The 24,604-nt window shown below is 71.4% G+C and carries 23 protein-coding genes, 2 tRNA genes and 1 pseudogene; 17 read left to right on the forward strand and 9 right to left on the reverse strand.

All coding sequences use genetic code 11. The features are described 5' to 3' along the window. Nucleotides 1-9 precede the first annotated feature (9 nt). The 4 genes from nadD (at nt 10) to BLT44_RS09695 (ending at nt 3,070) form a co-directional block, all read left to right on the forward strand. Nucleotides 10-606, forward strand: a complete 597-nt coding sequence (nadD, locus tag BLT44_RS09680; RefSeq protein ID WP_029608344.1) for a nicotinate-nucleotide adenylyltransferase — start codon at nt 10-12, stop codon at nt 604-606. After that, nucleotides 606-2,462, forward strand: coding sequence for a hypothetical protein (locus BLT44_RS09685; protein WP_029608343.1), 1,857 nt, complete (start codon nt 606-608; stop codon nt 2,460-2,462). The genes nadD and BLT44_RS09685 overlap by 1 nt, the downstream gene beginning before the upstream one ends. Before the next feature lie 63 nt (nt 2,463-2,525). Continuing rightward, nucleotides 2,526-2,900: a ribosome silencing factor gene (gene rsfS, locus BLT44_RS09690; protein WP_010157300.1), complete on the forward strand. Its 375-nt coding sequence runs from the start codon at nt 2,526-2,528 to the stop codon at nt 2,898-2,900. Nucleotides 2,901-2,994: 94 nt separating this feature from the next. After that, a tRNA-Ala gene (locus tag BLT44_RS09695) sits at nt 2,995-3,070 on the forward strand. Nucleotides 3,071-3,160: 90 nt separating this feature from the next. Here BLT44_RS09695 and BLT44_RS09700 read toward each other — a convergent pair. Genes BLT44_RS09700 through BLT44_RS09710 form a run of 3 tightly spaced genes read right to left on the reverse strand, consistent with a single transcriptional unit; the run spans nt 3,161 to nt 5,846 of the window. Beyond that, nucleotides 3,161-4,048 carry a metal ABC transporter permease gene (locus tag BLT44_RS09700; RefSeq protein ID WP_010157299.1) on the reverse strand — a complete coding sequence of 296 codons (888 nt, stop codon included), beginning with the start codon at nt 4,046-4,048 and terminating at the stop codon, nt 3,161-3,163. Next, nucleotides 4,045-4,842 (reverse strand): metal ABC transporter ATP-binding protein, encoded by a 798-nt coding sequence (locus BLT44_RS09705; RefSeq protein ID WP_010157297.1) that lies wholly within the window; start codon nt 4,840-4,842, stop codon nt 4,045-4,047. Before BLT44_RS09705 ends, BLT44_RS09700 begins: the two co-directional genes overlap by 4 nt. Next, nucleotides 4,839-5,846, reverse strand: coding sequence for a metal ABC transporter substrate-binding protein (locus BLT44_RS09710; RefSeq protein ID WP_010157296.1), 1,008 nt, complete (start codon nt 5,844-5,846; stop codon nt 4,839-4,841). Before BLT44_RS09710 ends, BLT44_RS09705 begins: the two co-directional genes overlap by 4 nt. Nucleotides 5,847-5,959: 113 nt before the next feature. Here BLT44_RS09710 and BLT44_RS09715 point away from each other — a divergent pair, with 113 nt between their 5' ends. Together BLT44_RS09715 and BLT44_RS09720 are read left to right on the forward strand one after the other, a co-directional pair. After that, complete coding sequence (locus BLT44_RS09715; RefSeq protein WP_010157295.1) at nt 5,960-6,403, forward strand: CrcB family protein; 444 nt, start codon at nt 5,960-5,962, stop codon at nt 6,401-6,403. Beyond that, nucleotides 6,400-6,771, forward strand: a complete 372-nt coding sequence (locus BLT44_RS09720; RefSeq protein ID WP_010157294.1) for a fluoride efflux transporter FluC — start codon at nt 6,400-6,402, stop codon at nt 6,769-6,771. The genes BLT44_RS09715 and BLT44_RS09720 overlap by 4 nt, the downstream gene beginning before the upstream one ends. 66 nt (nt 6,772-6,837) lie before the next feature. Here the strand turns inward: BLT44_RS09720 and pdxY are convergent, their stop codons facing one another. The 3 genes from pdxY to BLT44_RS09735 form a co-directional block, all read right to left on the reverse strand. Further along, nucleotides 6,838-7,689, reverse strand: coding sequence for a pyridoxal kinase PdxY (gene pdxY, locus BLT44_RS09725; RefSeq protein WP_010157293.1), 852 nt, complete (start codon nt 7,687-7,689; stop codon nt 6,838-6,840). Between the two features lie 76 nt (nt 7,690-7,765). After that, complete coding sequence (locus BLT44_RS09730) at nt 7,766-8,251, reverse strand: pyridoxamine 5'-phosphate oxidase family protein (RefSeq protein WP_010157292.1); 486 nt, start codon at nt 8,249-8,251, stop codon at nt 7,766-7,768. A 596-nt stretch (nt 8,252-8,847) separates the two neighbouring features. Then, entirely contained in the window at nt 8,848-10,218 is a 1,371-nt protein-coding gene (locus BLT44_RS09735; RefSeq protein ID WP_010157291.1) for an FAD-binding oxidoreductase, read from the reverse strand. A gap of 68 nt (nt 10,219-10,286) precedes the next feature. On the opposite strand from BLT44_RS09735, the gene gluQRS reads away from it, so the two are divergent. Then, nucleotides 10,287-11,234, forward strand: a complete 948-nt coding sequence (gene gluQRS, locus BLT44_RS09740) for a tRNA glutamyl-Q(34) synthetase GluQRS (RefSeq protein WP_010157290.1) — start codon at nt 10,287-10,289, stop codon at nt 11,232-11,234. 8 nt (nt 11,235-11,242) lie between these two features. Here gluQRS and BLT44_RS09745 read toward each other — a convergent pair whose 3' ends face one another. After that, the gene (locus BLT44_RS09745) at nt 11,243-11,587 is read right to left on the reverse strand and encodes a spore germination protein GerW family protein (RefSeq protein WP_010157289.1); all 345 of its coding nucleotides are present in this window, start codon (nt 11,585-11,587) and stop codon (nt 11,243-11,245) included. A gap of 23 nt (nt 11,588-11,610) precedes the next feature. Beyond that, the gene (locus BLT44_RS09750) at nt 11,611-12,438 is read right to left on the reverse strand and encodes an SGNH/GDSL hydrolase family protein (protein ID WP_010157288.1); all 828 of its coding nucleotides are present in this window, start codon (nt 12,436-12,438) and stop codon (nt 11,611-11,613) included. Between the two features lie 93 nt (nt 12,439-12,531). Between BLT44_RS09750 and BLT44_RS09755 the strand changes: the two genes are divergently transcribed. The 5 genes from BLT44_RS09755 to mshC all read left to right on the forward strand — a co-directional run bounded on the left by BLT44_RS09755 (nt 12,532) and on the right by mshC (nt 18,341). After that, complete coding sequence (locus tag BLT44_RS09755) at nt 12,532-14,343, forward strand: DEAD/DEAH box helicase (protein ID WP_010157287.1); 1,812 nt, start codon at nt 12,532-12,534, stop codon at nt 14,341-14,343. Nucleotides 14,344-14,527: 184 nt separating this feature from the next. Then, nucleotides 14,528-14,612, forward strand: a tRNA-Leu gene (locus tag BLT44_RS09760). 151 nt (nt 14,613-14,763) lie between these two features. Further along, on the forward strand, nt 14,764-16,077 hold the full coding sequence (locus BLT44_RS09765) for a M20/M25/M40 family metallo-hydrolase (protein WP_029608340.1): 1,314 nt from the start codon (nt 14,764-14,766) through the stop codon (nt 16,075-16,077). Between the two features lie 123 nt (nt 16,078-16,200). Beyond that, nucleotides 16,201-17,097, forward strand: coding sequence for an undecaprenyl-diphosphate phosphatase (locus tag BLT44_RS09770; protein WP_010157285.1), 897 nt, complete (start codon nt 16,201-16,203; stop codon nt 17,095-17,097). Next, complete coding sequence (gene mshC, locus BLT44_RS09775) at nt 17,094-18,341, forward strand: cysteine--1-D-myo-inosityl 2-amino-2-deoxy-alpha-D-glucopyranoside ligase (protein ID WP_010157283.1); 1,248 nt, start codon at nt 17,094-17,096, stop codon at nt 18,339-18,341. The genes BLT44_RS09770 and mshC overlap by 4 nt, the downstream gene beginning before the upstream one ends. 28 nt (nt 18,342-18,369) lie before the next feature. Here mshC and BLT44_RS09780 read toward each other — a convergent pair whose 3' ends face one another. Further along, nucleotides 18,370-19,500, reverse strand: a complete 1,131-nt coding sequence (locus BLT44_RS09780; protein WP_010157280.1) for a PAC2 family protein — start codon at nt 19,498-19,500, stop codon at nt 18,370-18,372. A gap of 41 nt (nt 19,501-19,541) precedes the next feature. On the opposite strand from BLT44_RS09780, the pseudogene BLT44_RS15920 reads away from it, so the two are divergent. The 5 genes and pseudogenes from BLT44_RS15920 to BLT44_RS09810 all read left to right on the forward strand — a co-directional run. Further along, nucleotides 19,542-20,111, forward strand: a pseudogene (locus BLT44_RS15920) (HAD family hydrolase); the annotation flags it as partial. Between the two features lie 111 nt (nt 20,112-20,222). After that, the gene (locus BLT44_RS15925; protein WP_425311209.1) at nt 20,223-21,380 is read left to right on the forward strand and encodes a tRNA (adenine-N1)-methyltransferase; all 1,158 of its coding nucleotides are present in this window, start codon (nt 20,223-20,225) and stop codon (nt 21,378-21,380) included. Nucleotides 21,381-21,495: 115 nt separating this feature from the next. After that, nucleotides 21,496-22,422, forward strand: coding sequence for a hypothetical protein (locus tag BLT44_RS09800; protein WP_010157278.1), 927 nt, complete (start codon nt 21,496-21,498; stop codon nt 22,420-22,422). Between the two features lie 8 nt (nt 22,423-22,430). Next, complete coding sequence (locus BLT44_RS09805; RefSeq protein WP_010157277.1) at nt 22,431-23,585, forward strand: helix-turn-helix transcriptional regulator; 1,155 nt, start codon at nt 22,431-22,433, stop codon at nt 23,583-23,585. Next, on the forward strand, nt 23,578-24,567 hold the full coding sequence (locus BLT44_RS09810) for a helix-turn-helix transcriptional regulator (RefSeq protein ID WP_010157276.1): 990 nt from the start codon (nt 23,578-23,580) through the stop codon (nt 24,565-24,567). The genes BLT44_RS09805 and BLT44_RS09810 overlap by 8 nt, the downstream gene beginning before the upstream one ends. The last annotated feature ends 37 nt before the right edge of the window (nt 24,568-24,604 follow it).

Genomic DNA, 24,604 nt, shown 5'->3' on the forward strand with positions numbered 1-24,604 from the left:
GCGTCGAACGTGTCACACACACGTCGGATCGGGGTGATGGGCGGAACGTTCGACCCGATCCACCACGGTCATCTCGTCGCGGCGAGCGAGGTCGCCCAGAGCTTCGGGCTCGACGAAGTGCTGTTCGTCCCCACCGGGCAGCCGTGGCAGAAGCAGAACGTATCCGCGAGCGAGCACCGGTATCTCATGACGGTGATCGCGACCGCGTCGAACCCCCGCTTCACCGTGAGCCGCGTCGACGTGGATCGCGCGGGCCCCACCTACACGGTCGACACCCTGCGCGATCTGCACGAGCAGCATCTCGACGCCGAGCTGTTCTTCATCTCGGGAGCCGATGCGGTCGAGCAGATCCTCAGCTGGAAGGACGTCGAGCACCTCTGGGACTACGCGCATTTCATCGCAGTCTCGCGCCCGGGGCACGAGCTCTCGCTTTCGGGTTTGTCGGAGGAGCACGTAAGCTTGTTGGAAGTTCCCGCGCTGGCGATCTCGTCGACCGACTGTCGGGCGCGAGTCGCCCGAGGTTATCCGGTGTGGTACCTCGTCCCGGACGGTGTGGTGCAGTACATTGCGAAGCACGGGCTATACACCGAGGAAGCGACTAAGTGATGAGCGAGCAGGACGAACAACGACCGCTGACCCGGCGTGAGCGACGCATGCGCGACCTCGGGGAAACCGGAGCCATGGATCTCTCCGAGATCGGGGAAGCGGCGAGCGATGCGCCGCAGCCGGAGGCGCCCGCCGCGCGCCCGGCGACGGAGGCGGATATCGAGATCTCCCCGTTCCATCCCGACGGAACCCCGCGCAGCCGGCGAGAGATGCGGCAGCTGCGCGAGGAAGCCCTCGCCGAACTCGCCGCGCGCAGCGGGGGATCCGCAGCAGCGGGAGCAGCAGCCGATGGCGAGTCGTTTGCGGCGGGGGAGCCCGTCGTGGCCGAGCAGACGGAGTCGGGGGACGAAACTCCGGCTGAGCCGGAGACCCCCGCTGCAGCGAACGTCGCCGAGCCGAAGGCGCCCGCGCAGGAGCCGGAGACGCCTGAGCAGGAGCCCGAGACGCCCGCTCAGGTCATCGAGGAGCCGGTCGTTCCCGAGCCCGAGGCGCCCATCGCTTCCGGCGACCCCGTGAGCGAGGAGCCCGCGAGCGATGAGCCCGACTTCGACACGCTCATGTCGCCGCCGACGGAGCCCTTCACGGTCGAAGAGCTGCGCGAGGCGGAATCCTCCGAGAACACCGAATCGTCCGAGCAGTCCGGGGCCTCCGAGCTCGCCGCTCGCGGCGAGGGCGGATCGGAAGCAGCGGAGCACGTTACGACGGGCGAGCCCGACGCCGAGCCGACCGAAGCGACGGTGGAGCCGGAGGAGACCGACGCCCCGGTCAAGAGCAAGCGGCGCTTCCCGTGGCAGCGTTCGAAGCAGGCCGAAGAGCCCTCCGACGAGACCGGCGAGGCGGCGCACCCGGTGGCCGCAGCCGACGCGACGGCCACCGGCGCTCCCGAGACCGCCGTGCTCGAGTCGATCGACGCCGAGCCGATCGACGCCGGGTCGTTCGAGGCGGAGACCGCGCCGCCCGCATCCGCTGCAGCGGGCTCCGGCGCCGAGGACGCATCGGGCGCGCCCGAGACCGAGCCGGTGATCGCAGAGCTCGTCGACGAGAGCACGGACCAGTCGGTCGCGCGCGACGAGCGCAGCGAGGCCGAGACCACTGTGCTCGACGCGGCGCCGGCCGCACCGGCGGCTCCCGCACCTGCGGACGCCCCTGAGGACCTGCCGACGGCACCCCCGGAGACGACGGCGCTGCCCGCTCAGGGTGTCGACACGGCGCCTTCGGCTGAGGAGGCGTCGGCCGAACGGGCGTCGACGCCCGGAGCCGAGCGCACGAGCGCGGGGAATCCGCAGCAGCGTGAGAACTACTCGTTCCCCGACATCGCGCCCCCCGAGGAGTGGCGATCGGTGTTCGACGACCCCTCGGGGCGCGAGTTCCCCGCGCGAAGCGGCAACGCGCAGAACGACGGCGACTTCGACGACCTGATCTCCCGCGCGGTCGCGCAGGAGGGGTCGACGAGCAGCACGGGCACGTCCGCCCTGATCCTGCCCTCGATGCCCGAGGACACCGGCGGCCTCACCGGCCCGCTCGGAGCCACCGGCGACCTGTACGTGACGGGTTCGTTGAAGCTGCCGAAGTCGCTCGGCGAGACCGGGGGGCACTCGGCCCTGCACGACTCGATCGAGATGGATCCCATCACCGGGGATCACATGCCGCACCGAGACGACGCGAACGAGGGCCCCGCCCCCGTCTCCGCCCGCCACGCGGTCAGCGCTCGAGTCGACTCCGGCATCCCCGTGGTCGCGAAGCCCACGCGGGAGAAGAGCAAGCTGCCGCTCGTGCTGTCGCTGACCGGCGGCGGTCTGCTGATCGTCGTCGTCGGCCTCGGGGCCTGGGGCGCGAGCAACGGCTTCTTCGGCTGACCGGCCGAAGCATACAGAGCGAACGAAGGACACGAACTGAACGCTGCAACTGACGCACGAGATGTGCGAAGCGACCTGAAGCTGGCGGTGAATGCCGCCGACGCGAAGGGCGCCACGGCGCCCGTGGTGCTCGAAGTGACCGAGCAGTTCGGCCTCGCCGACGTGTTCCTGATCGTCAGCGGCTCCGTCGAGCGCAACGTCCAGGCGATCTCGGACGGCATCGAGGACGCCCTGAACGAGGCGGGCGTGCGTACGGTGCGCCGCGAGGGCCGTGAGAGCGGACGCTGGATCCTGCTCGACTTCGGCGACCTCATTGTGCACGTCTTCCACCAGGAGGAGCGGGACTTCTACCAGCTCGAGCGGCTCTGGCAGGACTGCCCGTCGATCGACCTGGCCGAGTTCTCGGCGCCCGTCGAGCAGGAGCCGGCGGGCGACTGAGCGTGACGCGCCCGAGATTCTGCGATTTGGTCTTCGGGTAGCCGGGTGATGTACAGTAGAAGAGTTGTCGGGCGAGAATTCGTCCGACTTCCCTGGGTCTATGGCGCAGCTGGTAGCGCACCTGCATGGCATGCAGGGGGTCAGGGGTTCGAGTCCCCTTAGATCCACCACCTCGAGAACAGCCCCGCTTCGGCGGGGCTGTTCTCGTTTCTACGGGCGGCGCGCTGCGAAGCGACGTTGCGGCGCGCTGCACCCGTCGGTCAGGTGGGGCGAGCCGCTTCGCTCGCACGCCCCGAGGCGCGCCGTCGCCGGCGGAACGCGCGCACGAGCAAGCCCTGTCTCGGGCTGCCGAGGTAGGCGAGCGCGAAGGCGACCCCCTGCACCAGAATCACCAGGCCCCCTGACGATGCGTCGAGCCAGAAGCTCACCATGATGCCCACCACGGAGCAGCTCGCGGAGAGCACCGGGGCGATGACGAGCATCCGACCGAACCGGTCGGTGAGCAGGTACGCCGTGGCCCCCGGGATGATGAGCATCGCGACCACGAGGATCACGCCGACCACCTGCAGTGCGACCACGGAGGTCAGGGCGAGCAGCCCGAGCAGGAGCGCGCCGAGCCGGCGCGGGCTGAGGCCGATCGCGTGCGCGTGCGTCGGGTCGAAGGCGTACAGCGTCAGGTCGCGGCGTTTCACGATCAGCACGACGAACGCCACGGCGGCCAGCACGGCGATCTGCAGGAGGTCGCCGTCGGAGACCCCGAGGATGTTGCCGAACACGATGTGCGTGAGATCGGTCTGGCTCGGGATCACGGAGATCAGCACGAGCCCGAGCGCGAACAGCGTGGTGAACACGATGCCGATCGCCGCATCCTCCTTCACCCGGCTCGTATCGCGGATCGCGCCGATGAGCGCCACCGCGAGGAAGCCGAACACGAGCGCCCCGAGCGCGAAGGGGGCGCCGACGAGGTAGGCGAGCACGACGCCGGGCAGCACGGCGTGCGAGACGGCGTCGCCCATGAGCGACCAGCCGGTGAGCACCAGCCAGCATGAGAGCAGCGCGCACACGACGGCGGCGATCGTCGTCGTGACGAGCGCCCGCACCATGAACTCGTATTGGAGGGGCTCGAGGAGGAAGTCGAGGGGCGTCACGCGGTATCTCCCGTGGTCGGTTGCGTGCGGTCAGCGGTCGCGCTGCTCTCCGCGGTGCTCATCGTCTCGGGTGCGGCCCGCTCGAGACCGAATGCCCGAGCGAGCCGCTCCGGCGTCAGCGCCTCCCGCACCGGGCCCCGGAAGAGCACCGTGCGCAGCAGCAGGGCGGCCTCGTCGGCGAGATCGGGGAGGGCGTGCAGGTCGTGCGTCGATACGAGCACCGTGCGTCCGCTGCCCGCGAGTTCGCGGAGCAGCCGTACGATCGTCGCCTCGCTGCGCTGATCGACGCCTGCGAACGGCTCGTCGAGCAGCAGCGTCTCCGCGTCCTGGGCGATGCACCTCGCGACGAAGGCGCGCTTCTTCTGCCCGCCCGACAGCGAGCCGATCTGGCGGTCGCCCAGGTCCGCGAGCTCGACGCGCTCGAGGGCGTGCTCCACCGCGCGCCGGTCGGCGGAGCCCGCGCGCCGCGTGATGCCCAGACGCCCGTACCGGCCCATCATCACCACGTCTCGCACGGAGACGGGAAACGCCCAGTCGACGTCCTCGCTCTGCGGAACGTACGCGACCCGCCCGCTCGCGCGGGCGGCCGCTGGGGTCGACCCGCCGATGCGGACCGTGCCGCCCTCGGGTCTCACCGCCCCCATGATCGACTTGAAGAGCGTCGACTTGCCCGAGCCGTTCATGCCGATGAGGCCGGTCACGCAGCCCGCGTCCACCTGCAGCGACGCGTCGTCGAGCGCCAGCACGTCGCCATACCGCACCGTGACGCTCTGCACGTCGATGGCGGCGGTCACGATCGTTCCTCGGGTGCAGCGCTCAAGGCCTCGACGATGACGTCGGTGTCGTGGGCGAGCAGGTCGAGGTACGTCGGCACCGGCCCGTCGGGCTCGGAGAGCGAATCGACGTACAGGGTGCCCCCGAAGGCGGCTCCCGACGCCTCCGCCACCTGCTTCATCGGTCGATCTGAGACGGTCGACTCGCAGAACACCGCTGGCACATCGTGATCCCTCACGAACTCGATGGTGTCTGCGATCTGACGCGGCGTCGCCTGCTGCTCGGCGTTCACAGGCCAGATGTAGCGCTCGGTGAGGCCCGCATCCCGCGCCAGGTAGGAGAAGGCCCCCTCGCAGGTGACGAGGGCGCGGTGCGACTCGGGGAGCGCGGCGACGGCATTCGCGAGGCGATCCTGCACCTGCTGCAGTTCCGCCTGATACGCGTCGCCCCGCTCGGCGAACTCGTCGGCGTGCTCGGGGGCCAGATCGCTGAAGGCGTCCACCATGCGGTCGACGTAGAGCTGCGCGTTGCGCGGGCTCATCCACGCGTGCGGATTCGGCTTGCCGGCGTACGCGTCGCCGGCGATGTCGATGGGATCGATGCCGTCGGAGACGACGACATGGGGAACATCGGCTTGGTCGACGAAGCGTGCGAACCACGCCTCGAGCCCGAGACCGTTGTCGAGAATCAGGTCGGCCTCGGAGGCCTTGGCGATGTCGAGCGGGGTGGGCTCGTAGCCGTGGATCTCGGCGCCTACCTTCGTGATGGAGCGCACGTCGAGACGATCGCCGCCGACCTCCCGGGCCATGTCGGCCAGCACGGTGAATGTGGTGAGCACGACGGGGCGCTCGTCGTCGGCGGCTCCCGCGCCGGCCGTGTCATCGGCCGTCGACGGCGCACCGCAGCCGGTGAGGATCAGCGCCGCGCCGACCAGCGCCATCGCGCTTCGGAGCCCCCGCCGCTTCCACCGCTGCGTCTGCTCGCTCTCCCGCTTCCTCCGCACCTCCACGGCCCGAATCTGCACGCTCCACCGCCTTCCAGTCTCGACGAACCTGAAAGTTCGGCATACCGAACTTTCCTGCGATGGTAGCGGAACGGCGTCGGAATGGCGAGTGCATACCGCGTACACTGATCCGAGTGACCTCCCGCGCCAGCCTGATCGAGCTCGGGCTGGTCGTGCTCGGGGGAGCGGTCGGGTCGCTCGGCCGCGCAGCGGTCTCCGCAGCCCTCGCAGCGCCGACCGACGGGCACGGGCTGCCGTGCGCGACCCTCCTGGTGAACGTGACCGGAGCGTTCGCGCTCGGGCTGCTCGTCGAGGTCATCGCCCACCGGAGCGATCCGGCACGACGTCGCATCCGCCTGCTCCTCGGCACCGGGCTGCTCGGCGGCTTCACCACGTACAGTCTGCTGGCCGGAGAACTCGCCGAGTCGCTGCTCGCGGGTCGATACGCTCTCGCGGCCGTCTACGCGGCAGCGACACTCCTCGGGGGCGCGCTGGCGGGCTGGCTCGGTCTCCTCGCCGGGCGGGGCATCGCGCAGGCCGGCGCACGCGATGCGCAGGGAGCAGGGCCGCACCGATGAACAAGGCGGGACTGGCGCTCGCCATCGCGGCGGCCGGCGGAATCGGCGCGGGCGCCCGGCACCTCATCGACCAGGCGCTCGGCTCGCGCGTGCGCGGCCGCTTTCCGTGGGGGATCCTCGTCGTGAACCTGACCGGGGCGTTCGCGATCGGCGTGCTGGCGGGTCTCGCCGCCGATCATCCGCTCGCCGTCGTCGCGACGACGGGCTTCCTCGGCGGCTACACGACGTTCAGCACGGCGAGCCTCGATACGGTGCAGCTCCTCGGGCAGCGACGCTACCGCGCCGCGCTCGCCAACGGGGCCGGGATGCTCGTGGCGGCCGTCGCGCTCGCGGTGTGCGGAATCCTGCTCGGGCGATCCCTCGTCTGACCCGCGCCCGTCACGCAGCCCGCCGCCGCTCGCGCAGCCTCGGCGTCGTCGTCGCGGCGCCGTCCGTCAGCGCACGCGCTGCGCCGAGAACCGGAGATCCGGGTGCGCGTACGCGTCCTGCGCCTCGACGAGCGCGAGCTCCCGCGCGCCGCTCGCGAAGGTGCGCTGGAGGAGTGCGAATACGCTGGCGGTCGTGCGTTCGAGCGCCTCGGCGCCGCTCCCCGTGCTCCGGAAGTGCGCGGTGAAGAGCGCAGCGGTCACGTCGCCCGAGCCGTTCACCTTGAACGGGATGCGCGGCGTCTCGATGAGCCAGGCGCCCTCATCGGTCACCGCGAGCATCTCGATGGACTCCTCGGGGCGCTCCGGCCGATCCACGCTCGTGACGAGCACCGTGGAGGGGCCGTCGGCGCGCACGAGGTCGACGGAGGCGAGCGTCGACTCGAGCGTGTCGGGCGACGTGCCCGTCAGGAACCCGAGCTCGAACTGGTTGGGCGTGATGAGGTCCGCCCGCGGCACGACCCGGTCGCGGATGAGGTTCTGCACCTCGGGCGACACATGGCACCCGGATCGCGCATTGCCCAGCACCGGATCGCAGGCATAGATCGCGCCGGGGCTCGCCCGCTTCACGCGCGCCACGGCGTCGAGAATCGCGTCGCCGATGCTGTCGCCGCCCTGGTACCCCGAGAGCACCGCGTCGACGTCGGCCAGGCCGCCCCGCTCCTCGATGCCCGTGACGATCTCGCGAACGTCGTCGCCCGACATCATCGGGCCGCGCCACGAGCCGTACCCGGTGTGGTTCGAGAACATCACCGTGTAGATCGGCATGACCTCGACGCCGATGCGCTGCAGCGGGAAGACCGCAGCGGAGTTGCCCACGTGACCGTACGAGACCGATGACTGGATGGAGAGGATGCGCATGCAGACGATCATGCCAGTGGTCCCCGCGATGGACCAGTTACGGCTTCATCGCGGGGACCACCCGGCGGAGACGCGGTCAGAGCTCGGTGGTGCCCGAACGCCCGGGGCCCTCACTGCCCGTGAGCTTCGCCGCCGCGATCTTCACGGCCGCTGCGACCTTTCCGCCGGGAATGCCCCAGTACTGCGCCGACTCGCCGTTCACGCGGAGCAGACCGAGGTTCGGATCCTCGAGTCCGCCGTCGAAGTAGGCCTCGACCTCGCCGTCCCACAGCTCCGCGGCCTTCGCGCGATCGGAGACGAACTCGGCGACGCCCGAGACCGAGAGCCAGCTTCCCGTCTCGGCGAACGCCAGGTTGACCTGCGGGTTCGCGCGGATGGCATCGGCCTGGTCGCCCTGCAACCCGATGAAGAACCAGACGTCGCCGTCGTCCGTGACCTCCTGCGGGGTCATCGGGTGCGACACGATCTTCCCGTCGGGAGTCGCCGTCGACAGCATCACGAAGCGCTCCTCGCGCATCACCTTGATCACGGTCTCCGGGGTCAACTCGGTCGATTCGCTCATGTTCGTCCTCCAGTCGATCGTCTGCGCACACGGGTGCGTGCCCAGAAGCAGTCTCGCGCGGCTCCGGGCGGCGCGAAAGGCCGTTGACACGACGCTCGGGGCCGGTGGCCCGGAGAACGGGGCCGCGGCCCGAGATCGGTAGCGCGGCTGACCGCGAGCACGAGTGCAGCCGCCCGGCATCGCTCGAGGGTGAGCAGTTCCGGCGGCTTTCCCGCGGCCGAACCGCCGCGACTGCTCACCCGAGGCGAGGGCCCGCGGAATCCGCCCGGAGGTGAACGCTTCCGGCGCCCGTGCCACGGTGCGATCGACGCAAACTGCTCACCCGCAGCAGTAGGGGCTCGTGATCGTTCGATGCCGCGCGTGGGTGAGCAGTCTCGGGAGCCGTGGCCGCCTTCCCGTGACTGCAATCGCTCACCCGCGGGGGAGGGGGGCTCCAGATCGGCCCTTCGATTCCCGGGGGTGAGCAGTTCCGGCGAGCGGAGCAGCCTCCAACCGACCGCAACTGCTCACCCCCGGAAGGAGGCGCCGGGCCGGCGGCGCCGGGCAGCGTCACCCCCGGAAGGAGGCGCCGGGCGGGCGGCGCCGGCGACTTCGAATCAGATCGCGCGGTCGGGGGTGAGGATGCCGTTCGGGTCGAGCGCGTTCTTGATCGCGCGCTGCACGTCGAGCGAGACCGGGTCGAGCTGCCAGGCGAGCTCGTGGCGCTTCACGGACCCGATGCCGTGCTCGCCCGAGATGGTGCCCCCGAGCGAGAGCGCGAGGCGGGTGATGTCGTCGATCACGGCGTCGGCCTCGCGGATCCCCTCGGGAGTGTCGGGGGATTCGACCGTGCTGTGGAGGTTCCCGTCGCCCGCGTGCGCGACGGTCGAGACGCGCTTGCCGTGCTGCGCCGAGATCTGCGCGATTCCGTGGAAGACCTCGGCGAGCGCCGCGACGGGCACACCGACGTCGCACGAGATCTTCAACCCGCGCGCGTTGAGCGCCGGGTTCGAGAGGCGGCGCGCTTCGAGGAGCGCGTCGGTCTCCGAGATCTCGGTGTCGTCGGCTCCGAGTTCGCGGCAGAGCGCCGTGATGGTCTCGGCCTGCACCTGCGCATCCCAGCCGACGGTCTGCCCGACGAGCATGGCCCCGGCCGGCGCCGTCAACCCGCTCGGGTGGAACGACTCGATGATCTCGACGCTCAGGGAGTCCATCAGCTCCAGCACCTCCGGGCGCACGGCGCTGTTGACGATCGCGGTGACCGCTCGCCCCGCATCCTCGAGCTCCGGGAAACTCGCGCGGAAGGTGCGCGGCGAGCCGGGCGGCACGGGCTTGAGCCGGACGGTGGCCTCGGTGATCACGCCGAGCGTGCCCTCCGAGCCGACGAAGAGGCGCGTGAGGTCGTACCCCACGACGTTCTTCCGGGTGCGCGCGCCGGTGCGCATCACGCGGCCGTCGGCGAGCACCACCTCGAGCGCCGACACGGCATCGCTGGTGACGCCGTGCGCGACGCAGCGCAGTCCGCCGGCGTTCGTCGCGATGTTGCCGCCGACCGTGCTCATCCGCGCGCTCGCCGGGTCGGGTGGGAAGAAGAGGCCGTGGCGACGAGCCGCAGCATCGAGGTCTGCGGTGATCACGCCGGGCTGCACCGTTGCGAGCCGGTTGGCGACGTCGATGTCGAGGATCGCGGTCATGCGATCCACCGACACGACGAGGCCGCCCGGGTACGCCATCGCGCCTCCTGCGAGCCCGGTGCCCGCACCGCGCACGCTCACCCGCACCCCGAAGCGGTCGGCCCAGGCGAGGGCGGCCGAGACGTCGGCTGTCGATTCGGCGAGCACCACCGCGAGCGGAGCCCCGTCGTCGACGGCCCGCGACGTGTCGCGCGCGTAGGGCGCGATGAGGTCGGGATCGCGGAGGAGTCGCGGCCCGAGGGCGGACTCCAGCGCCGAGAGATCCGGGTGCGGTGCGGTGCGGGTGTCGGTCACGTGCGCCTCCTTGCGTTCGGGAACCAGCGTAGCGGCGACGGGACGCGCCGCGTGAGAGGATGAACGGCATGATCGGAACGAGCGGGGCGGGGCGGTACGCTCCGAGCCCGTCGGGCGACCTCCACGTCGGCAATCTGCGCACGGCGCTGCTCGCCTGGTGCTTCGCCCGCGCGAGCGGCCGCCGGTTCGTCGTGCGCGTCGAGGATCTCGATCGCGCCCGAGACTCCGGGGCGGCGTCTCGGCAGCTGGACGACCTGGCGCGTCTCGGCATCGACTGGGACGGCGCCCCGGTGCTGCAGTCGGAGCTCGGCGCCGCGCACGAGGCGGTGATCGGCGGGCTGCGCGATGCCGGCCTCGTCTACGAGTGCACGTGCACGCGCGCCGATATTCTCGCGGCGCCGAGCGCTCCGCATGCGCCGCCCGGCGCGTATCCCGGAACGTGCCGCGACCGGAGCGACGCGGAGCGAGCGCGAGAACGGGAGCGCATCGCTCCGCGACGGCCCGCTCTGCGGCTGCGCGTGCCGGCGGGCACGGTCGCTCCGCGATTCGCCGATGCGCTGCTCGGCGAGGTGACCGGCGACATCGACGACTTCGTGCTGCGCCGGGGCGACGGCACGGTCGCGTACAACCTCGCCGTCGTCGTCGACGACGCCTCGATGGGGGTGGATCAGATCGTGCGGGGCGACGATCTCGCCTCATCGACCCCGAGGCACATCCTCCTGCAGCGGCTGCTGGGGCTGCCGTCGCCGCCGGAGGTCGTCTACGCGCACGTGCCCCTGGTGCTCGGCGCTACGGGAGCCCGTCTGGCGAAGCGCGACGGTGCGGTCACGCTCGCCGATCTGCGCGCCGACGGCATCGATGCTGCCGCGGTGCTGGGCGCGCTCGCGCGATCGCTGGGGCTCGCCGCCCCCGGGGAGCGCGTCTCCGCGGCCGAGCTCGTCGCGCGCTTCGACCCCGCAGCCCTGCCGAGGTCGCCGTGGACGTGGCCGGTGGCGGAGCGGCTCGCCGCTCCGTGAGCGAACGGCTACTTCTTCAGCGCCTTCACGATGCGCGCCAGCGCGCGGCCGGCGACCCACACGAAGGGGGTGCCGACGGCGAGCAGCGCGATGATGTTCGGCTCGAACCGCGTCGTGCCCTCGCGGGTGATGTACGAGCCGACCGGGATGGAGAATCCGCCGCCGCCTCCGCCGGAGCCCTCGCCCTGAGCGGCGCCCTCGCCGCCGCCCGCGCCCTCGCCGGCGCCGAAGCCGTATGCGGTGTACGCCACGGGGATGAGGGTCGTGCCGTCGACCTCGACGGGATCGCCGTACGCGGAGTGCACGCCGACCTCGACCAGGGTATCTGCGATCTGCTTCGTGAGGTGAGTCATGCGCCCCACCCTACTCGTTCGGTCTAGTCTTCGGCAGCCCCGTGACGCGAGGCGCGCAGGGCGGCGGCGACCGGTCGCTTCGCCTCGATGTGGTCGCCCGACGACACGTGCTTGATGCGGCGGATGACCCACGGCACGAAGTGCTCGCGGGCCCACACCACGTCTTCGCGGCGCGCCTCGCGCCAGCTCCGCTCCGGCAGGTCGGGCACGTCGAGCGGCGCGAGCTCGTGCGGCACGCCGAGGGCGGCGAGCGCAGCGCGAGCGATCGTATGGTGGCCGAGCGCATTCAGGTGCAGGCGATCCCCGGCCCAGTAGCGGCTGTCGTGCAGCTCGTCGAGCGCCCACTGGTCGACCACGATGCAGTCGTGGCGCTGCGCGACCTTGCGCACGTTCTCGTTGTAGATGGCCACCTTGCCGCGGATGGAGCGGAAGACCGGCTGGAACGCGGTGTCGACGCCGGTGAACAGCATGATGGTGGCGCCGCCCGCGCTCAGCCGCTCGACGATGCGCTCGAGCTTCGCCGCGACCTCATCGGGGTCGGTGCCGGGGCGGATCACGTCGTTGCCGCCCGCGCACACGCTGATCAGGTCTGGCCGCAGGTCGAGCGCGGCCTCCACCTGCGTGTCGGCGATCTGCTGGATGAGCTTGCCGCGCACGGCGAGGTTCGCGTAGGCGAAGTCTTCGTCGAATCCGCTGAGCACCTCCGCGAAGCGGTCCGCCCAGCCGCGCAGCCCGCCGGGGCTGTCGGGATCGGGATCGCCCACGCCCTCGGTGAAGGAATCGCCGAGGGCGACGAAACGCGACCACGGAAGTTCGACGCGCTCCTGCTGAGCGCTGCCATCCTGTGCCATTGCCTACCTCTGAGTGTGTCGGGGTGCGGGGGAGCCGAGTGCGGGCCTCGACGAAGACGCAGCGCTCGGCATACAGCGATAGTCTAGAACGTCGTGACAGATTCGGACCTGGGCCTCCACCTTCCTGGGACGAGTGCAGCCGAGCACCTGCCGCCCGCCTATCCCGAGCGGGCCGCGCACGGCACTGCGGGCACGCTGCGCGCCTGGCAGGAGGAGGCCATCAGACGCTACCTCGACACGGCTCCTCGGGACTTCCTCGCATCGGCCACGCCCGGCGCCGGGAAGACGACGTTCGCGCTCAGGCTCGCCGCGATCCTGCGCTCCAATCACACCGTGCGGCAGATCGTCGTCGTCGCCCCCACCGAGCACCTGAAGACGCAGTGGGCCGACGCGGCGGCCCGTGCGGGCATCCGCCTGAACCCGCACTACTCGAACAGCGACGGGCTCGCGTACGGGCGGCACTTCCACGGCGTAGCGGTGACGTACGCCCAGGTCGCGATGAAGCCGGTGCAGCACCGGCTGCTGACCGAGCACGAGGACACGCTCGTGATCATGGACGAGGTGCACCACGGCGGCGACGCGCTCAGCTGGGGCGATGCGATCCGGGAGGCGTACGGCAACGCGCGGCGCCGGCTGTCGCTGACCGGAACCCCGTTCCGCTCCGACGACGCGCCGATCCCCTTCGTGCAGTACGCGCCGCAGGGCGACGGCTCGCGACTCTCGCTGACCGACTACGACTACGGCTACGGGCGGGCGCTCGCCGACGGCATCGTGCGGCCGGTGATCTTCATGGTCTACGCGGGCAAGATGCGCTGGCAAACGTCGGCCGGCGAGGAGATGGAGGCGGCGCTCGGCGAGGGCAACACGAAGGACGTGACGTCGCAGGCGTGGCGCACCGCCCTCGACCCCGCGGGGGATTGGATCGGCAAGGTGCTGCGCGCCGCGGATCGCCGCCTGACCGAGGTGCGCCAGCAGGTGCCCGACGCGGGCGGCCTCGTCATCGCCACGGATCACGCCTCGGCGCGGTCGTACGCCGCGCAGCTGCAGGAGATCACGGGCGAGGAGGTCTCGCTGATCCTGTCGGACGACGCGGGCGCTTCGGAGAAGATCGACGGGTTCTCGCGCGGGGAGCAGCGGTGGATGGTGGCGGTGCGCATGGTGTCGGAGGGCGTCGACGTGCCGCGGCTCTCCGTCGGCGTGTACGCGACGAGCTCGTCGACGCCGCTCTTCTTCGCGCAGGCGATCGGACGCTTCGTGCGGTCGCGGCGTCGGGGCGAGGTGGCGTCGGTGTTCATCCCGAACGTCCCCGCGCTCATGCAGCTGGCCTCCGAGCTCGAGAAGGAGCGCAACCACGTGCTCGAGGGGCCGAAGAGCGCCGAGGAGATGTGGGACGCCGAGGCGGCGCTCATGGCCGAGGCCGAGCGCGGGGATCAGGCGTCATCCGAGCTCGTCGAAGGGGAGACCTTCTCGTATCAGGCGCTCGCCTCGGATGCGCACTTCGACCGCGCCGTGTTCGACGGGGCGGAGTTCGGCGGGTACGCCGAGGTCGAGACGGAGGAGGAGCTCGACTTCCTCGGATTCCCCGGGCTGCTCGAGCCGCAAGAGGTGCGGGCCCTGCTGCAGCAGCGGCAGGCCAAGCAGGCCCGTCGCAGCGCGGGGCGGCAGGGAATTCTGGAGCACGCTCCCGAGAAGTCCGAACACCCGGAGGCCCTGCACCGCACCCTCGGCGAGCAGCGCAAGCTGCTCAGCTCCCTCGTCGGCATGTACGCGAAGGTCTCGGGCGAGGCCCACAAGGACATCCACACGGAGCTCCGCCGCGTCTGCGGCGGGCCAGCCGTGGCGCAGGCCTCGGTGACGCAGCTGCAGAAGCGGATCGAGCTGCTGCGGCGGCGCCTCCGCCCGTGATCGGCGGCGCCAGCCTGTGATCGACCTCGCCCCGCCCGTGATCGGCGGCGTTCGAGCCGGGAAACGCGGGCGTCGGCACCCCGTGCCGAGGCGCGACGCGCGCGAGATCCCGGGCCGATTCGAACGGGGCTCGAAATCCGTGCTAAGTTATCTTCTGTTCGGCCGATGAAGGTGCGGATCGTTCGCGCGGGTGGCGGAATGGCAGACGCGCTAGCTTGAGGTGCTAGTGCCCGTATTAGGGCGTGGGGGTTCAAGTCCCCCTCCGCGCACGTGAACGAAAGAGGCTCTCCACTATGGAGGGCCTCTTTTGCATTCCGGCCGCCCCATCGCATTCGGCACGCGGAGCCGCACGGGGAGGACCGTTCGGGGCTCGTTCGCGGGAGAGTGCGCCTGTCGATGCGCTCCGGCTACGCTGGGATCATGAGCTCCGAGACCTCCGAGCAGACGCTGTCGGAAACGGCCCGCGTCGCCCGTGACCTGATCCGCATCGACACCTCCAACCGCGGCGGCGGCGACGCCGAACCGGAGCGGCCGGCGGCCGACTACGTCGCGGCGTATCTGCGCGACCTCGGCCTCGATCCGGAGATCATCGAGACCGATCCCGGGCGCGCGAGCGTCGTCGCCCGCGTGCACGGCGCCGATCCGGCACTGCCGGCGCTCGTGCTCCACGGGCATCTCGATGTCGTGCCCGCGGACCCCGCGAACTGGACGGTGGACCCGTTCGCGGGCGTCGTCAAGGACGGGATGCTGTGGGGGCGAGGCGCCGTCGACATGAAGGACATGGACGCCATGATCCTCACGGCGATCGCCGAGCTGCTGCGCGGCGGAGAGCGCCCCCGCCGCGACGTCGTGCTCGCCTTCTTCGCCGACGAGGAGAACGGCGGAGTGTACGGGGCCCAGCACCTCGTGCGGCACCGCCCCGAGCTCTTCGCCGGGGCCGAGACCGCGATCAGCGAGGTGGGCGGCTACTCGATCGACATCGACGGCACGCGCGCGTACCTCGTGCAGACGGGCGAGAAGTCGCTCGAGTGGATCCGGCTGCGCGCCCGCGGAACCGCGGCCCACGGCTCGCGCGTCTGGCACGACAACGCCGTGACGCGGCTCGCCGAGGCGATCGCCGCGCTCGGGCGCCACGAGTGGCCGGTGACGCTCACCGACACGACACGAGACCTCGTCGACGCGATCGCGGGCATTCTGGGCGAGGATCCGCACGAGGTCACCCCGGAGGACCTCGTGCTGCGCCTCGGCAAGGGCGGCGGGTTCATCCAGGCGAGCCTGCGCAGCACCAGCAACCCGACGGTGCTCCAGGCGGGCTACAAGCACAACGTCATCCCCGATGCGGCGGAGGCGCTGGTGGATGTGCGCGCGCTGCCCGCCGATCAGGCGACGATCCTCGATCAGATCCGCGCCATCGTCGGCGACGACATCGAGCTCGAGCAGGTGCACTCCGACATCGGTCTCGAGGTGCCGTTCTCCGGCGAGCTGGTCGACGCGATGACGGCGTGCCTGCAGCGTGCCGACCCGGGCGCGCGCGTGCTGCCGTACCTGCTCTCGGGCGGAACCGACAACAAGTCGCTGGCCCGCCTCGGGATCACCGGGTACGGCTTCGCCCCGCTGCGCCTGCCCGCCGATCTCGACTTCCCCGGCATGTTCCACGGCGTCGACGAGCGCGTTCCGCTCGACGCGCTCGATTTCGGGCACGCCGTGCTGGTGGACCTCCTCCGCACCTACTGACGACGGCTCCGCCGCCGCGCGGGCGGGTGCCCTCACGGGATTCCCGCGCGCCGTGAGCTAGTCTGGACGGCGGTCCAAACGCGGCGCGGGCGAGTCGAGCGCCGCGCAGCCAGGAAAGGAATCATGGGAATCTTCGAGGCGATCCTCCTGGGAATCATTCAGGGACTCACCGAGTTCCTGCCCATCTCGTCGAGCGCGCACCTGCGCATCGCGAGCGAGCTGCTCGGCATCGGGGATGCCGGCGCGGCGTTCACCGCGATCACGCAGATCGGCACGGAAGCGGCGGTGATCGTGTTCTTCTGGCGCGACATCGTGCGCATCATCGGGCGCTGGGCGCAGTCGCTCAGCGGCAAGCGCGTGCCGCGCAACGACCCCGACGCGCTCATGGGCTGGTGGATCATCATCGGCACGCTGCCGATCGTCGTGCTCGGCCTCCTCTTCCAGGATCAGATCGAGACCACCCTGCGGTCGCTCTGGTTCGTCGCCATCAGCCTCATCGTGTTCGGCCTGCTCCTCGGCGTCGCGGACCGCGTCGGCTCGAAGGTGCGGCCGATCGAGCAGCTCACCTGGAAGCACGGACTCGTCTACGGCTTCGCCCAGGCGCTCGCGCTCATCCCCGGCGTCTCGCGCTCGGGCGGCACGATCACGGCGGGTCTGCTCATGGGCTACACCCGCGAGGCCGCCGCGCGCTACTCCTTCCTCCTCGCGATCCCGGCGGTGCTCGGGTCGGGCTTCTACCAGGTGTTCAAGGCCATGCGCGCACCGGCGGAGGGAACGCCGATGGGCCTCACCATCGTCGCGACGGTCGTCGCGTTCGTCATCGCGCTGTTCGTGATCGGGCTGTTCATGAAGTACATCTCGAAGCGCAGCTTCATGCCGTTCGTGATCTACCGCGTCGTCATCGGCGCCGTCATCATCGTGCTGCTCGCCACCGGCGTGCTCTCCGCGGACGGCGGCGCCTCGGTCGCCGAGGGCGCTGCGAACGGCGCGCACGCACTCGTCGCGGGAGGCGCACGATGAGAACCTGGACCCCTCCCGAGGTGCCCGACCTCCCCGGAACGGGCGTCGCACCCAAGCTCTTCAACACGGCGACGGAACGGCTCGAGCACCCGGCCATCCCCGAGGGCCGCGCGCACTTGTACGTCTGCGGCATCACGCCCTACGACGCCACGCACCTGGGCCACGCGTTCACCTACCTCGCCTTCGACATCATGCAGCGGGCGTGGCGCGATGCGGGCATCGAGACGGTGTACGGCCAGAACATCACCGACATCGACGACCCGCTGCTCGAGCGGGCCAACGACACCGGGGTCGACTGGCGCGCCCTCGCCGACGAGCAGATCGGGCTCTTCCGCTCCGACATGCACCGCATGGGCATGCTGCCGCCCGAGCACTACATCGCGGTGACCGAGCAGATCGACGAGATCGCCGACGCGGTGGGCGAGCTGCTCGAACGCGGCTTCGCGTACGCCGTGCCCACCGAGGGCGCCGCGGGCGACGACATCTACTTCGACACGAGCGCCGCCGAGCGGGAGTCCCAGTGGCGTCTCGGCGACGTCGCTCCCTACGACCACGATCTGATGCTGCGGCTGAGCGCGGAGCGCGGTGGAGACCCCGAGCGGCCGGGCAAGCGCGGGCCGCTCGACCCGCTGCTCTGGCGCGCGGCGCGATCCGACGAGCCGAGCTGGGAGACCTCCGTCGGCGCCGGCCGGCCCGGGTGGCACATCGAATGCTCCGTCATTGCGCGAGGGGCCCTGGGCGGCGCCTTCACCGTGCAGGGCGGCGGCTCGGATCTCGTCTTCCCGCACCACGAGTTCACCGCGGCGCACGCGACCGCGCTGTCGGGCACCCCGCTCGCGCACGCCTACTGCCACGCGGGTCTCGTCTCGTACCAGGGGCACAAGATGTCGAAGTCCCGCGGCAACCTCGTCTTCGTCTCGAAGCTGCTGGACGGCGGCGCCGACCCCTCGGCGATCCGTCTGGGCCTGCTCGCGCACCACTACCGCTCGGAGTGGGAGTGGCACGACAGCGATCTGGACGTCGCGCGCCGACGGCTGGAAGCCTGGCGATCGGGGCTGCAGCGCACGAGCGCCGAGCCGGTCGCCGCGGCGGCCGTCGTGCGGCAGCTGCGATCGGCGATCGCGAACGACCTGGACACGCCCGTGATGCTGGCGACGCTCGACGCGGCACTGGATCAGGGCGTCGATTCGCCCGACCTGGTCGCCGATGCCGTGCTCGCGCTGCTCGGCGTGCAGCTGCGCTGACCGGGGTGCGGCTGCGCTGATCGCCGGGCTAGGGGCGGGGCGCCTCGGGAGCGTCGTCGCCGTTCGCTTCATCGGTCTGCGCGCTCCGCTTCGGGCCGCCGGGGCCGGAGCCGTCGGGATCGGACTCGGGTGAGCGCGGCTCCGCGTCATCCGTCTCCGAGGAGTCGGGGGCGGCTGCGGGCTCCGCCGCGGCCGAGGCCTCCGGTGCGGCCGAGCGCTCGACGGGGGGCCGCGGCGACTCGACGTCGCGGGCGAAGCGCTGCCCGCCCTTCAAGAACTTCTCGAACTCGAGCGCGATCGCGTCGCCCGTCGTCTCCGCCGCGAGTTCCTCGTCCCGCGACTCCTCGAGCCGTCGGATGTAGCGCGACATGTCCTCGTCGGCGTCGGCGATCCGATTGATGTTCGCCTCCCACTCGTTGGCCTGCACGAGCAGATCGCCGCGGGGGATCACGATGTCGAGCAGCTCCTCGAGCTTGTCGAGCAGCGCGAGCGAGGCTTTGGGCGAGGGCGTGCTGTGCACGTAGTGGGGCACCTGCGCCCAGAGCGAGAGCGTCTCGATGCCTGCCTCGGCGAGTGCGAGGTCGATCACGGTCGAGATGCCCGCCGGGCCCTCGTAGCTGCTGCGCACCGCGCCGACCTCGTCGCGGCGCGCCGCGTACTCCGACGTAACGGTTGTCACGATCGGCCGGGTGTGCGGGGCGTCGGAGAACATGGAGCCCAGGATGATGACGAAGTCGATCGCCCAGACGTCGACCAGTTCCACGATCTCGTCGGCGAAGTTCTGCCAATCGCGCGCCGGCTCGACGCCGGCCAGCAGGAAGAGATCGCGCACGGGGCTGCCGTCGATCCGCCGCACCGTCTCGCTCTCGGCGGCGAGCGGCGCGTCGAGCGCCTCCGCCGACGCGCCCGGGCGCTGCACCGGGCCGAAGAGCCGCGTGTCGGGCCATTCGAGCACTCGCTTGCCCGTCGCGTCGAAGAGCACCTTCGGGCGATGCACCTGGAAGTCGACGTACCCCTCGGCGCCGATCTCGTGGAGCACCTCGGCGTCGATCAGCCCTGCGAGATGCTGCAGCACCTCCGTCGTGGCGTCGCCGGCATCGCTCCATCCCTGGAACGCGACGATGAGTACACGGGAATTCGGCGCGGAGGGTTCGGACATAGGCTCCAGGGTATCGGCTGTCGATCAGTACACTGGTTCGGATGAACGCATTCCTCTCTGAGCGGACAGCCGACGCTCGCCCCGCTGCCGTGCTCTGGGATATGGACGGCACCCTGATCGATTCGGAGCCGCTCTGGCTCGAGTCCGAACTCGCCATGCTCGGCCGCTACGGCATCGAGCTGACCCCCGAGATCCGCAACTCGCTGATCGGCTCGGGGCTGCGCGCCGCCGCGGAGCGGTTCCAGGAGCTCGGCGTGCCGATGGGGGTCGACGAGATCATCGAGGAGTGGAAGTCGGGCGTCATCGCCGGTCTCGCCGCCTCCGAGCCGCTGTGGCGACCGGGCGCGGTCGAGCTGCTGCACTCGCTGCGCGATGCCGGCATCCCGAGCGCGCTCGTGACCATGGCGGTGCGCGAGATCGCCGATGCCGTCGTGGCGCTGCTGCCCGAGGGGCTCTTCGCCCAGGTGATCGGCGGCGACGAGGTGGCGCACGAGAAGCCGCATCCCGATCCCTACCTCAGGGGAGCGGATCTGCTCGGCGTCGACATCGCGCAGTGCGTCGCACTCGAAGACTCGGTCACCGGGCTGCGCTCCGCCCACGCCTCCGGGGCGATCGCCTTCGGCATCCCGAACCTGCTCGACCTGGCGCAGGCGCCGGCGCACGAGATCTGGCCGTCGCTCGACGGAGTCGACGCCGATGCGCTGAGCGAGCGGTACGCGGCCCTGCGGGGCGAGGCGGCGCGCACGGCTTCCGAGGCCGGCGTCGACGTCGCCGCGGCGGCTGGAGAGGCGCCCGCGGTGCGGGGTCCGTTCCAGTACGGCGACCGCGTGCAGCTCACCGGGCCGAAGGGTCGCCTCAACACGATCACGCTCGTGCGCGCGGGGGAGTTCCACAGCCACCGCGGCGTGATCCCGCACGCTGAGATCGTCGGACGACCGGATGCGTCGGTCGTGGTCAACAGCAGCGGCGAGGAGTATCTCGCGCTCCGCCCCCTGCTCTCCGACTTCGTCATGTCGATGCCGCGCGGCGCCGCCATCGTGTATCCGAAGGACGCCGCGCAGATCCTCTCGCTCGCCGACATCTTCCCGGGCGCTCGCGTGGTCGAGGCGGGCGTCGGATCCGGAGCCCTGTCGCTGCACCTGCTCAGAGGCGTCGGCTCCGACGGCGCCCTCTTCTCCTTCGAGCGCCGCGACGAGTTCGCGGAGATCGCCACCGGCAACGTGGTCGCCTTCTCGGGAAGCGTGCCCGAGAACTGGACGCTGACCGTCGGCGATCTGCAGGAGACCCTGCCGGCGGTCTGCGCGCCGGGCAGCATCGATCGCGTGGTGCTCGACATGCTCGCACCCTGGGAGTGCGTCGACGTCGCGGCCGAGGCGCTCGCCCCGGGCGGAGTGCTCATCTGCTACGTCGCCACTGTGACGCAGCTCTCGCGCACCGTGGAGCAGATTCGGCGCAGCGGCGGCTTCGCGCACGCGCAGGCCTCGGAGACGCTCGTGCGCGGCTGGCACGTCGAGGGGCTCGCGGTGCGCCCCGACCATCGCATGGTCGCGCACACGGGGTTCCTCGTGACCGCCAGACGGCTCGCGCCGGGCACCGTGCTCCCCGAGCTGAAGCGCCGCGCGTCGAAGAGCGACTTCAGCGAGGCCGACCTCGGCAGCTGGCTGCCCGACCTCGGGCCCGAGGGGGATGCCCCGGCGGGCGCCGAGGTGTGGACGCCCGAGGCGGTGGGCGAGCGGAGCAAGAGCGACAAGGTGCTGCGCAAGAAGGTGCGCGAGACGCAGCAGTTCGCGCGCGAACGGGGAGGCGAGCTCCCCGGGGGCGAAGCCGACCCCGCGCGCCCGGACGGCGCGGACGCCGCGCGCCCGGACGGCGCCGCGTAGCGCGACCGGCCCACGGCTCGCCGCGACCCGCGCGATCCTCGTGGGTCGCGCGCGCCCGCCCAGCCGCCGTTCGATAGGATGGCCGGGTTCACATCGGCTTCCTCGAGAGGTGCTCATGCTCCGTCGCATCATTCCCGCTACCGCCGCCGCTGCGCTGCTCCTCGCCGGAGCGACGGGATGCAGCGCGCAGCAGGCGCAGGCCTCCGACTGCACGGCGACGCTGCAGCCGGGGGCCCTGAGCGACAGCACGACCGTCCTGGGGAGCTTCGGCGAGGCGCCGCAGATCTCGGCCCCCGAGAACGTCGAGATCACGTCCACGCAGCGCACCGTGGTGGAATCGGGCGATCGCGACGGCTACGTCGCGGGGGAGCAGTCCCTCGTCGGCGTCAACATGGCCTTCTTCGACGCCGCCACGGGTGAGGCGCTCTTCCAGAGCGAGGGCTTCACCGACGCATCGCGGCCGCCGCAGCCGCTGCTCGTCGCGGAGGAGACGGCGAACCCGCTGAGCGAGGCCGTGCGCTGCTCCGTGCCGGGCGACCGCGTCGTGCTCGCGCTCGCACCGGAGGAGAGCGCGCAGCTCGCCGGCCAGCTCGGCGCTCCCGACGCCGGTGCGCTCATCGGCGTCGTCGACGTGGTCTCGACGGCTCCCACGTCGGCGGAGGGCCCGGCTCGCGGCCTGCCGAACGGGTTCCCGGCAGTGGTCACCGACGACGAGGGGCGCGTCGGCGTCGTGCTGCCGCCGACCGATGCCCCCGAGGGCACGACGTCGGCGCTGCGGATCGAGGGCGATGGCGACGAGGTCTCGGCGACGGACAACGTGATCGCCCAGGTGCTCGCCGTCGGCTGGGACGGGATGGAGCAGGAGAACACCTGGAACACGGGTCTCAAGCTGCTCTACACCGAGGCCGACATCGCGCAGTCCGGCGTGACGTACCGCGCCGAGTTGACCGGCAAGCCGGTCGGTTCGCAGGTGGTCATCGTCGAGAACGAGGGCGGCGCCGACGCCCGCGTCGTGGTCGTCGACATCCTCGGGGTCAGCTGAGGCCGGCCGTGCCGAGCAGCTCGGCCTCCTCCGACGCGCCCGCGAAGGCGCCGCGGTCGTCCGTGCCGAGCGAGCAGCGGCTGTTCAGCCTCGTGCTCGCCCTCGTCGTCAGCCCGTTCGGCGCGACGAAGCGCGAGCTGCTCTCGTCGGTCTACGGCTATGCCGACCGGTACCGGCACGGACCCATCAGCCCCGCCCTCGAGAAGCAGTTCGAGCGCGACAAGGATCAGCTGCGGTCGCTCGGGATTCAGATCGAGGCCTTCGACGATCCCCAGGACGCCGGCAACAACCAGCTCACCCGTTACCGCATCTCGAAGGAGCGCCTCCAGTTCCCCGCAGACCTGAGGTTCTCGGAGCGGGAGCTCATGCTGCTGCGGCTGGCGGCGCTCGCCTGGAGCGAGGGCAGCCTGAGCGCGGAGTCGCGGCGCGCGGCGATGAAGCTGGAGGCGCTCGGGGCGGGGCTCGATGTGCAGCATCTCGGCATCGCGCCGCGGCTCGGCACCGCTGAGGCGGCCGCCGCGCCGCTGCAGCGCGCGATCGATGCGGGGCGCGCGGTGCGCTTCGCGTACCGCCTGCCCGATCGGCCGGAGCCGCTGCTGAGGAGGGTGGCGCCGTTGCGTCTGCACCGCGCCGAGGGGCGGTGGCATCTGATCTCATGGGATCTGGAGCGCGACGCCGCCCGCACCTTCCTCCTCGCCCGCATCGAGGGGCGCGTGCAGCAGCTGGCCGAGGAGTTCGCCCCGGAGCTCCGCCTGCGCATCGACGCTGCGGTCGCCGAGCTCGAACGGCTGCGCAGCGAACGGCGTGCGGTGCTGTGCGTGCGACGGGGAAGCATCGCCGAGGCGAGGCTCGCGTCGCGCGCGAGCGGATCGCCCGGAGGTGCGCGCTGCGGAGCGGAGGACCACCGGGAGATCGAGGTGGGCGTGCTCGATCCGCACATCTTCGCGGCCGAGCTCATCGGATACGGAGCCGACGTGTCGGTGTGCGAGCCCGAGCGGCTGCGAGACATCGTCGTGGCCGGGCTCCGCCGCATCGCGGAGGTGCACCGGCCGCGCCGAGGAGCGGACGCGGACGCCATCGCGACGGCCGACGAGGGAACCGACGACGAGGGAACGGCCGACAACGGAACGGCTGCAGGCCGAGGAGGAGCATCCGGTGCGTAAACAGGTTCTCGCCCCCGAGCGCGTCACGTTCCTCCTCTCGCTCGTCGCCTATCTGCAAGACGCGGGGTCGGCCACCGTCGCCGAGCTCGCGGAGCGCTTCTCGATGCCGCCCGAGCTGGTGCGCAGCCTCGTCCGCTTCCTGGGCACCGCGGGGGTTCCGGGCGAGACGCTGAACTATCAGCACGAGGACCTCTTCGACATCGACTGGGACGCGCTCGAGCAGCAGGACGTGGTGAGCCTCACGCGCACCGTCGCGGTCGACGACGCGCCCCGCTTCGCGCCGATGGAGACGGCGGCCCTGATCGCGGGTCTGCAGGCGCTCACGGGCATGCTCGGTCCCGAGGACGCCGAGCTCGCTCGGGCCACCGCGGCGAAGCTCGGATCGGCACTGGGCGCCGGCGCCGCTGCGCCGATGTCGGTGACGGAGGGGCCGGGCGATGCCCGCGTGCCGCGGCTCGTGGCGGCGATCGAGGCGGATCGCCCGGTGTCGTTCGTCTATCGCGACGCCTCGGGCTCGGACTCCCGTCGCACCGTCCGTCCGCACTCCCTCACCCAGGGGTCGGGTACCTGGTACCTCCGCGCGTACTGCTTCGACCGCGCCGCCGACCGGACGTTCCGGGTCGATCAGATGCGCGACATCGCGGTCGGGGAGTCGGCTGCGCTCGGCGGTGCTGCGCCCGTCCAGGATTCCGCCGCGCACTCGTCCGCGTCCCGTTCGGCCGGCGACGAGGCTCCCGCGATGACGCACCTCATCGCCCGCGTGTCCGAGACCGCGCTCCAGCACCTCGCCGGCTTCGCCCCGGAGGTGCTGGAGCAGGCGGACGACGGCAGGGTCCGCGTGCGGATCGAGGCCTGGCACCGGGGCACCGCGGTGCAGGTCGTCCAGGTGCTGCCGGGCGGCGTCGAGATCGAATCGCCGGAGTCCGCGCGGGCGGCCGTGCGCGAGTGGACGGATCGCGCTCTCGCGGCGTACGGCGCCTGAAGGATTCGACGCGCACGCCGAGACCGCTGGGATAGAC

It is taken from the genome of Leucobacter chromiiresistens, from assembly GCF_900102345.1.
GTDB lineage: Bacteria > Actinomycetota > Actinomycetes > Actinomycetales > Microbacteriaceae > Leucobacter > Leucobacter chromiiresistens.

Coding starts and splice junctions, on each gene's coding strand:
- BLT44_RS09800 (WP_010157278.1), top strand. CDS start 21,496: ATGCTCCGTCGCATCATTCCCGCTACCGCCGCCGCTGCGCTGCTCCTC.
- BLT44_RS09770 (WP_010157285.1), top strand. CDS start 16,201: ATGGGAATCTTCGAGGCGATCCTCCTGGGAATCATTCAGGGACTCACC.
- pdxY (WP_010157293.1), bottom strand. CDS start 7,689: ATGCGCATCCTCTCCATCCAGTCATCGGTCTCGTACGGTCACGTGGGC.
- BLT44_RS09745 (WP_010157289.1), bottom strand. CDS start 11,587: ATGACTCACCTCACGAAGCAGATCGCAGATACCCTGGTCGAGGTCGGC.
- mshC (WP_010157283.1), top strand. CDS start 17,094: ATGAGAACCTGGACCCCTCCCGAGGTGCCCGACCTCCCCGGAACGGGC.
- gluQRS (WP_010157290.1), top strand. CDS start 10,287: ATGATCGGAACGAGCGGGGCGGGGCGGTACGCTCCGAGCCCGTCGGGC.
- BLT44_RS09750 (WP_010157288.1), bottom strand. CDS start 12,438: ATGGCACAGGATGGCAGCGCTCAGCAGGAGCGCGTCGAACTTCCGTGG.
- BLT44_RS09720 (WP_010157294.1), top strand. CDS start 6,400: ATGAACAAGGCGGGACTGGCGCTCGCCATCGCGGCGGCCGGCGGAATC.
- BLT44_RS09780 (WP_010157280.1), bottom strand. CDS start 19,500: ATGTCCGAACCCTCCGCGCCGAATTCCCGTGTACTCATCGTCGCGTTC.
- BLT44_RS09765 (WP_029608340.1), top strand. CDS start 14,764: ATGAGCTCCGAGACCTCCGAGCAGACGCTGTCGGAAACGGCCCGCGTC.
- BLT44_RS09730 (WP_010157292.1), bottom strand. CDS start 8,251: ATGAGCGAATCGACCGAGTTGACCCCGGAGACCGTGATCAAGGTGATG.
- BLT44_RS09685 (WP_029608343.1), top strand. CDS start 606: ATGAGCGAGCAGGACGAACAACGACCGCTGACCCGGCGTGAGCGACGC.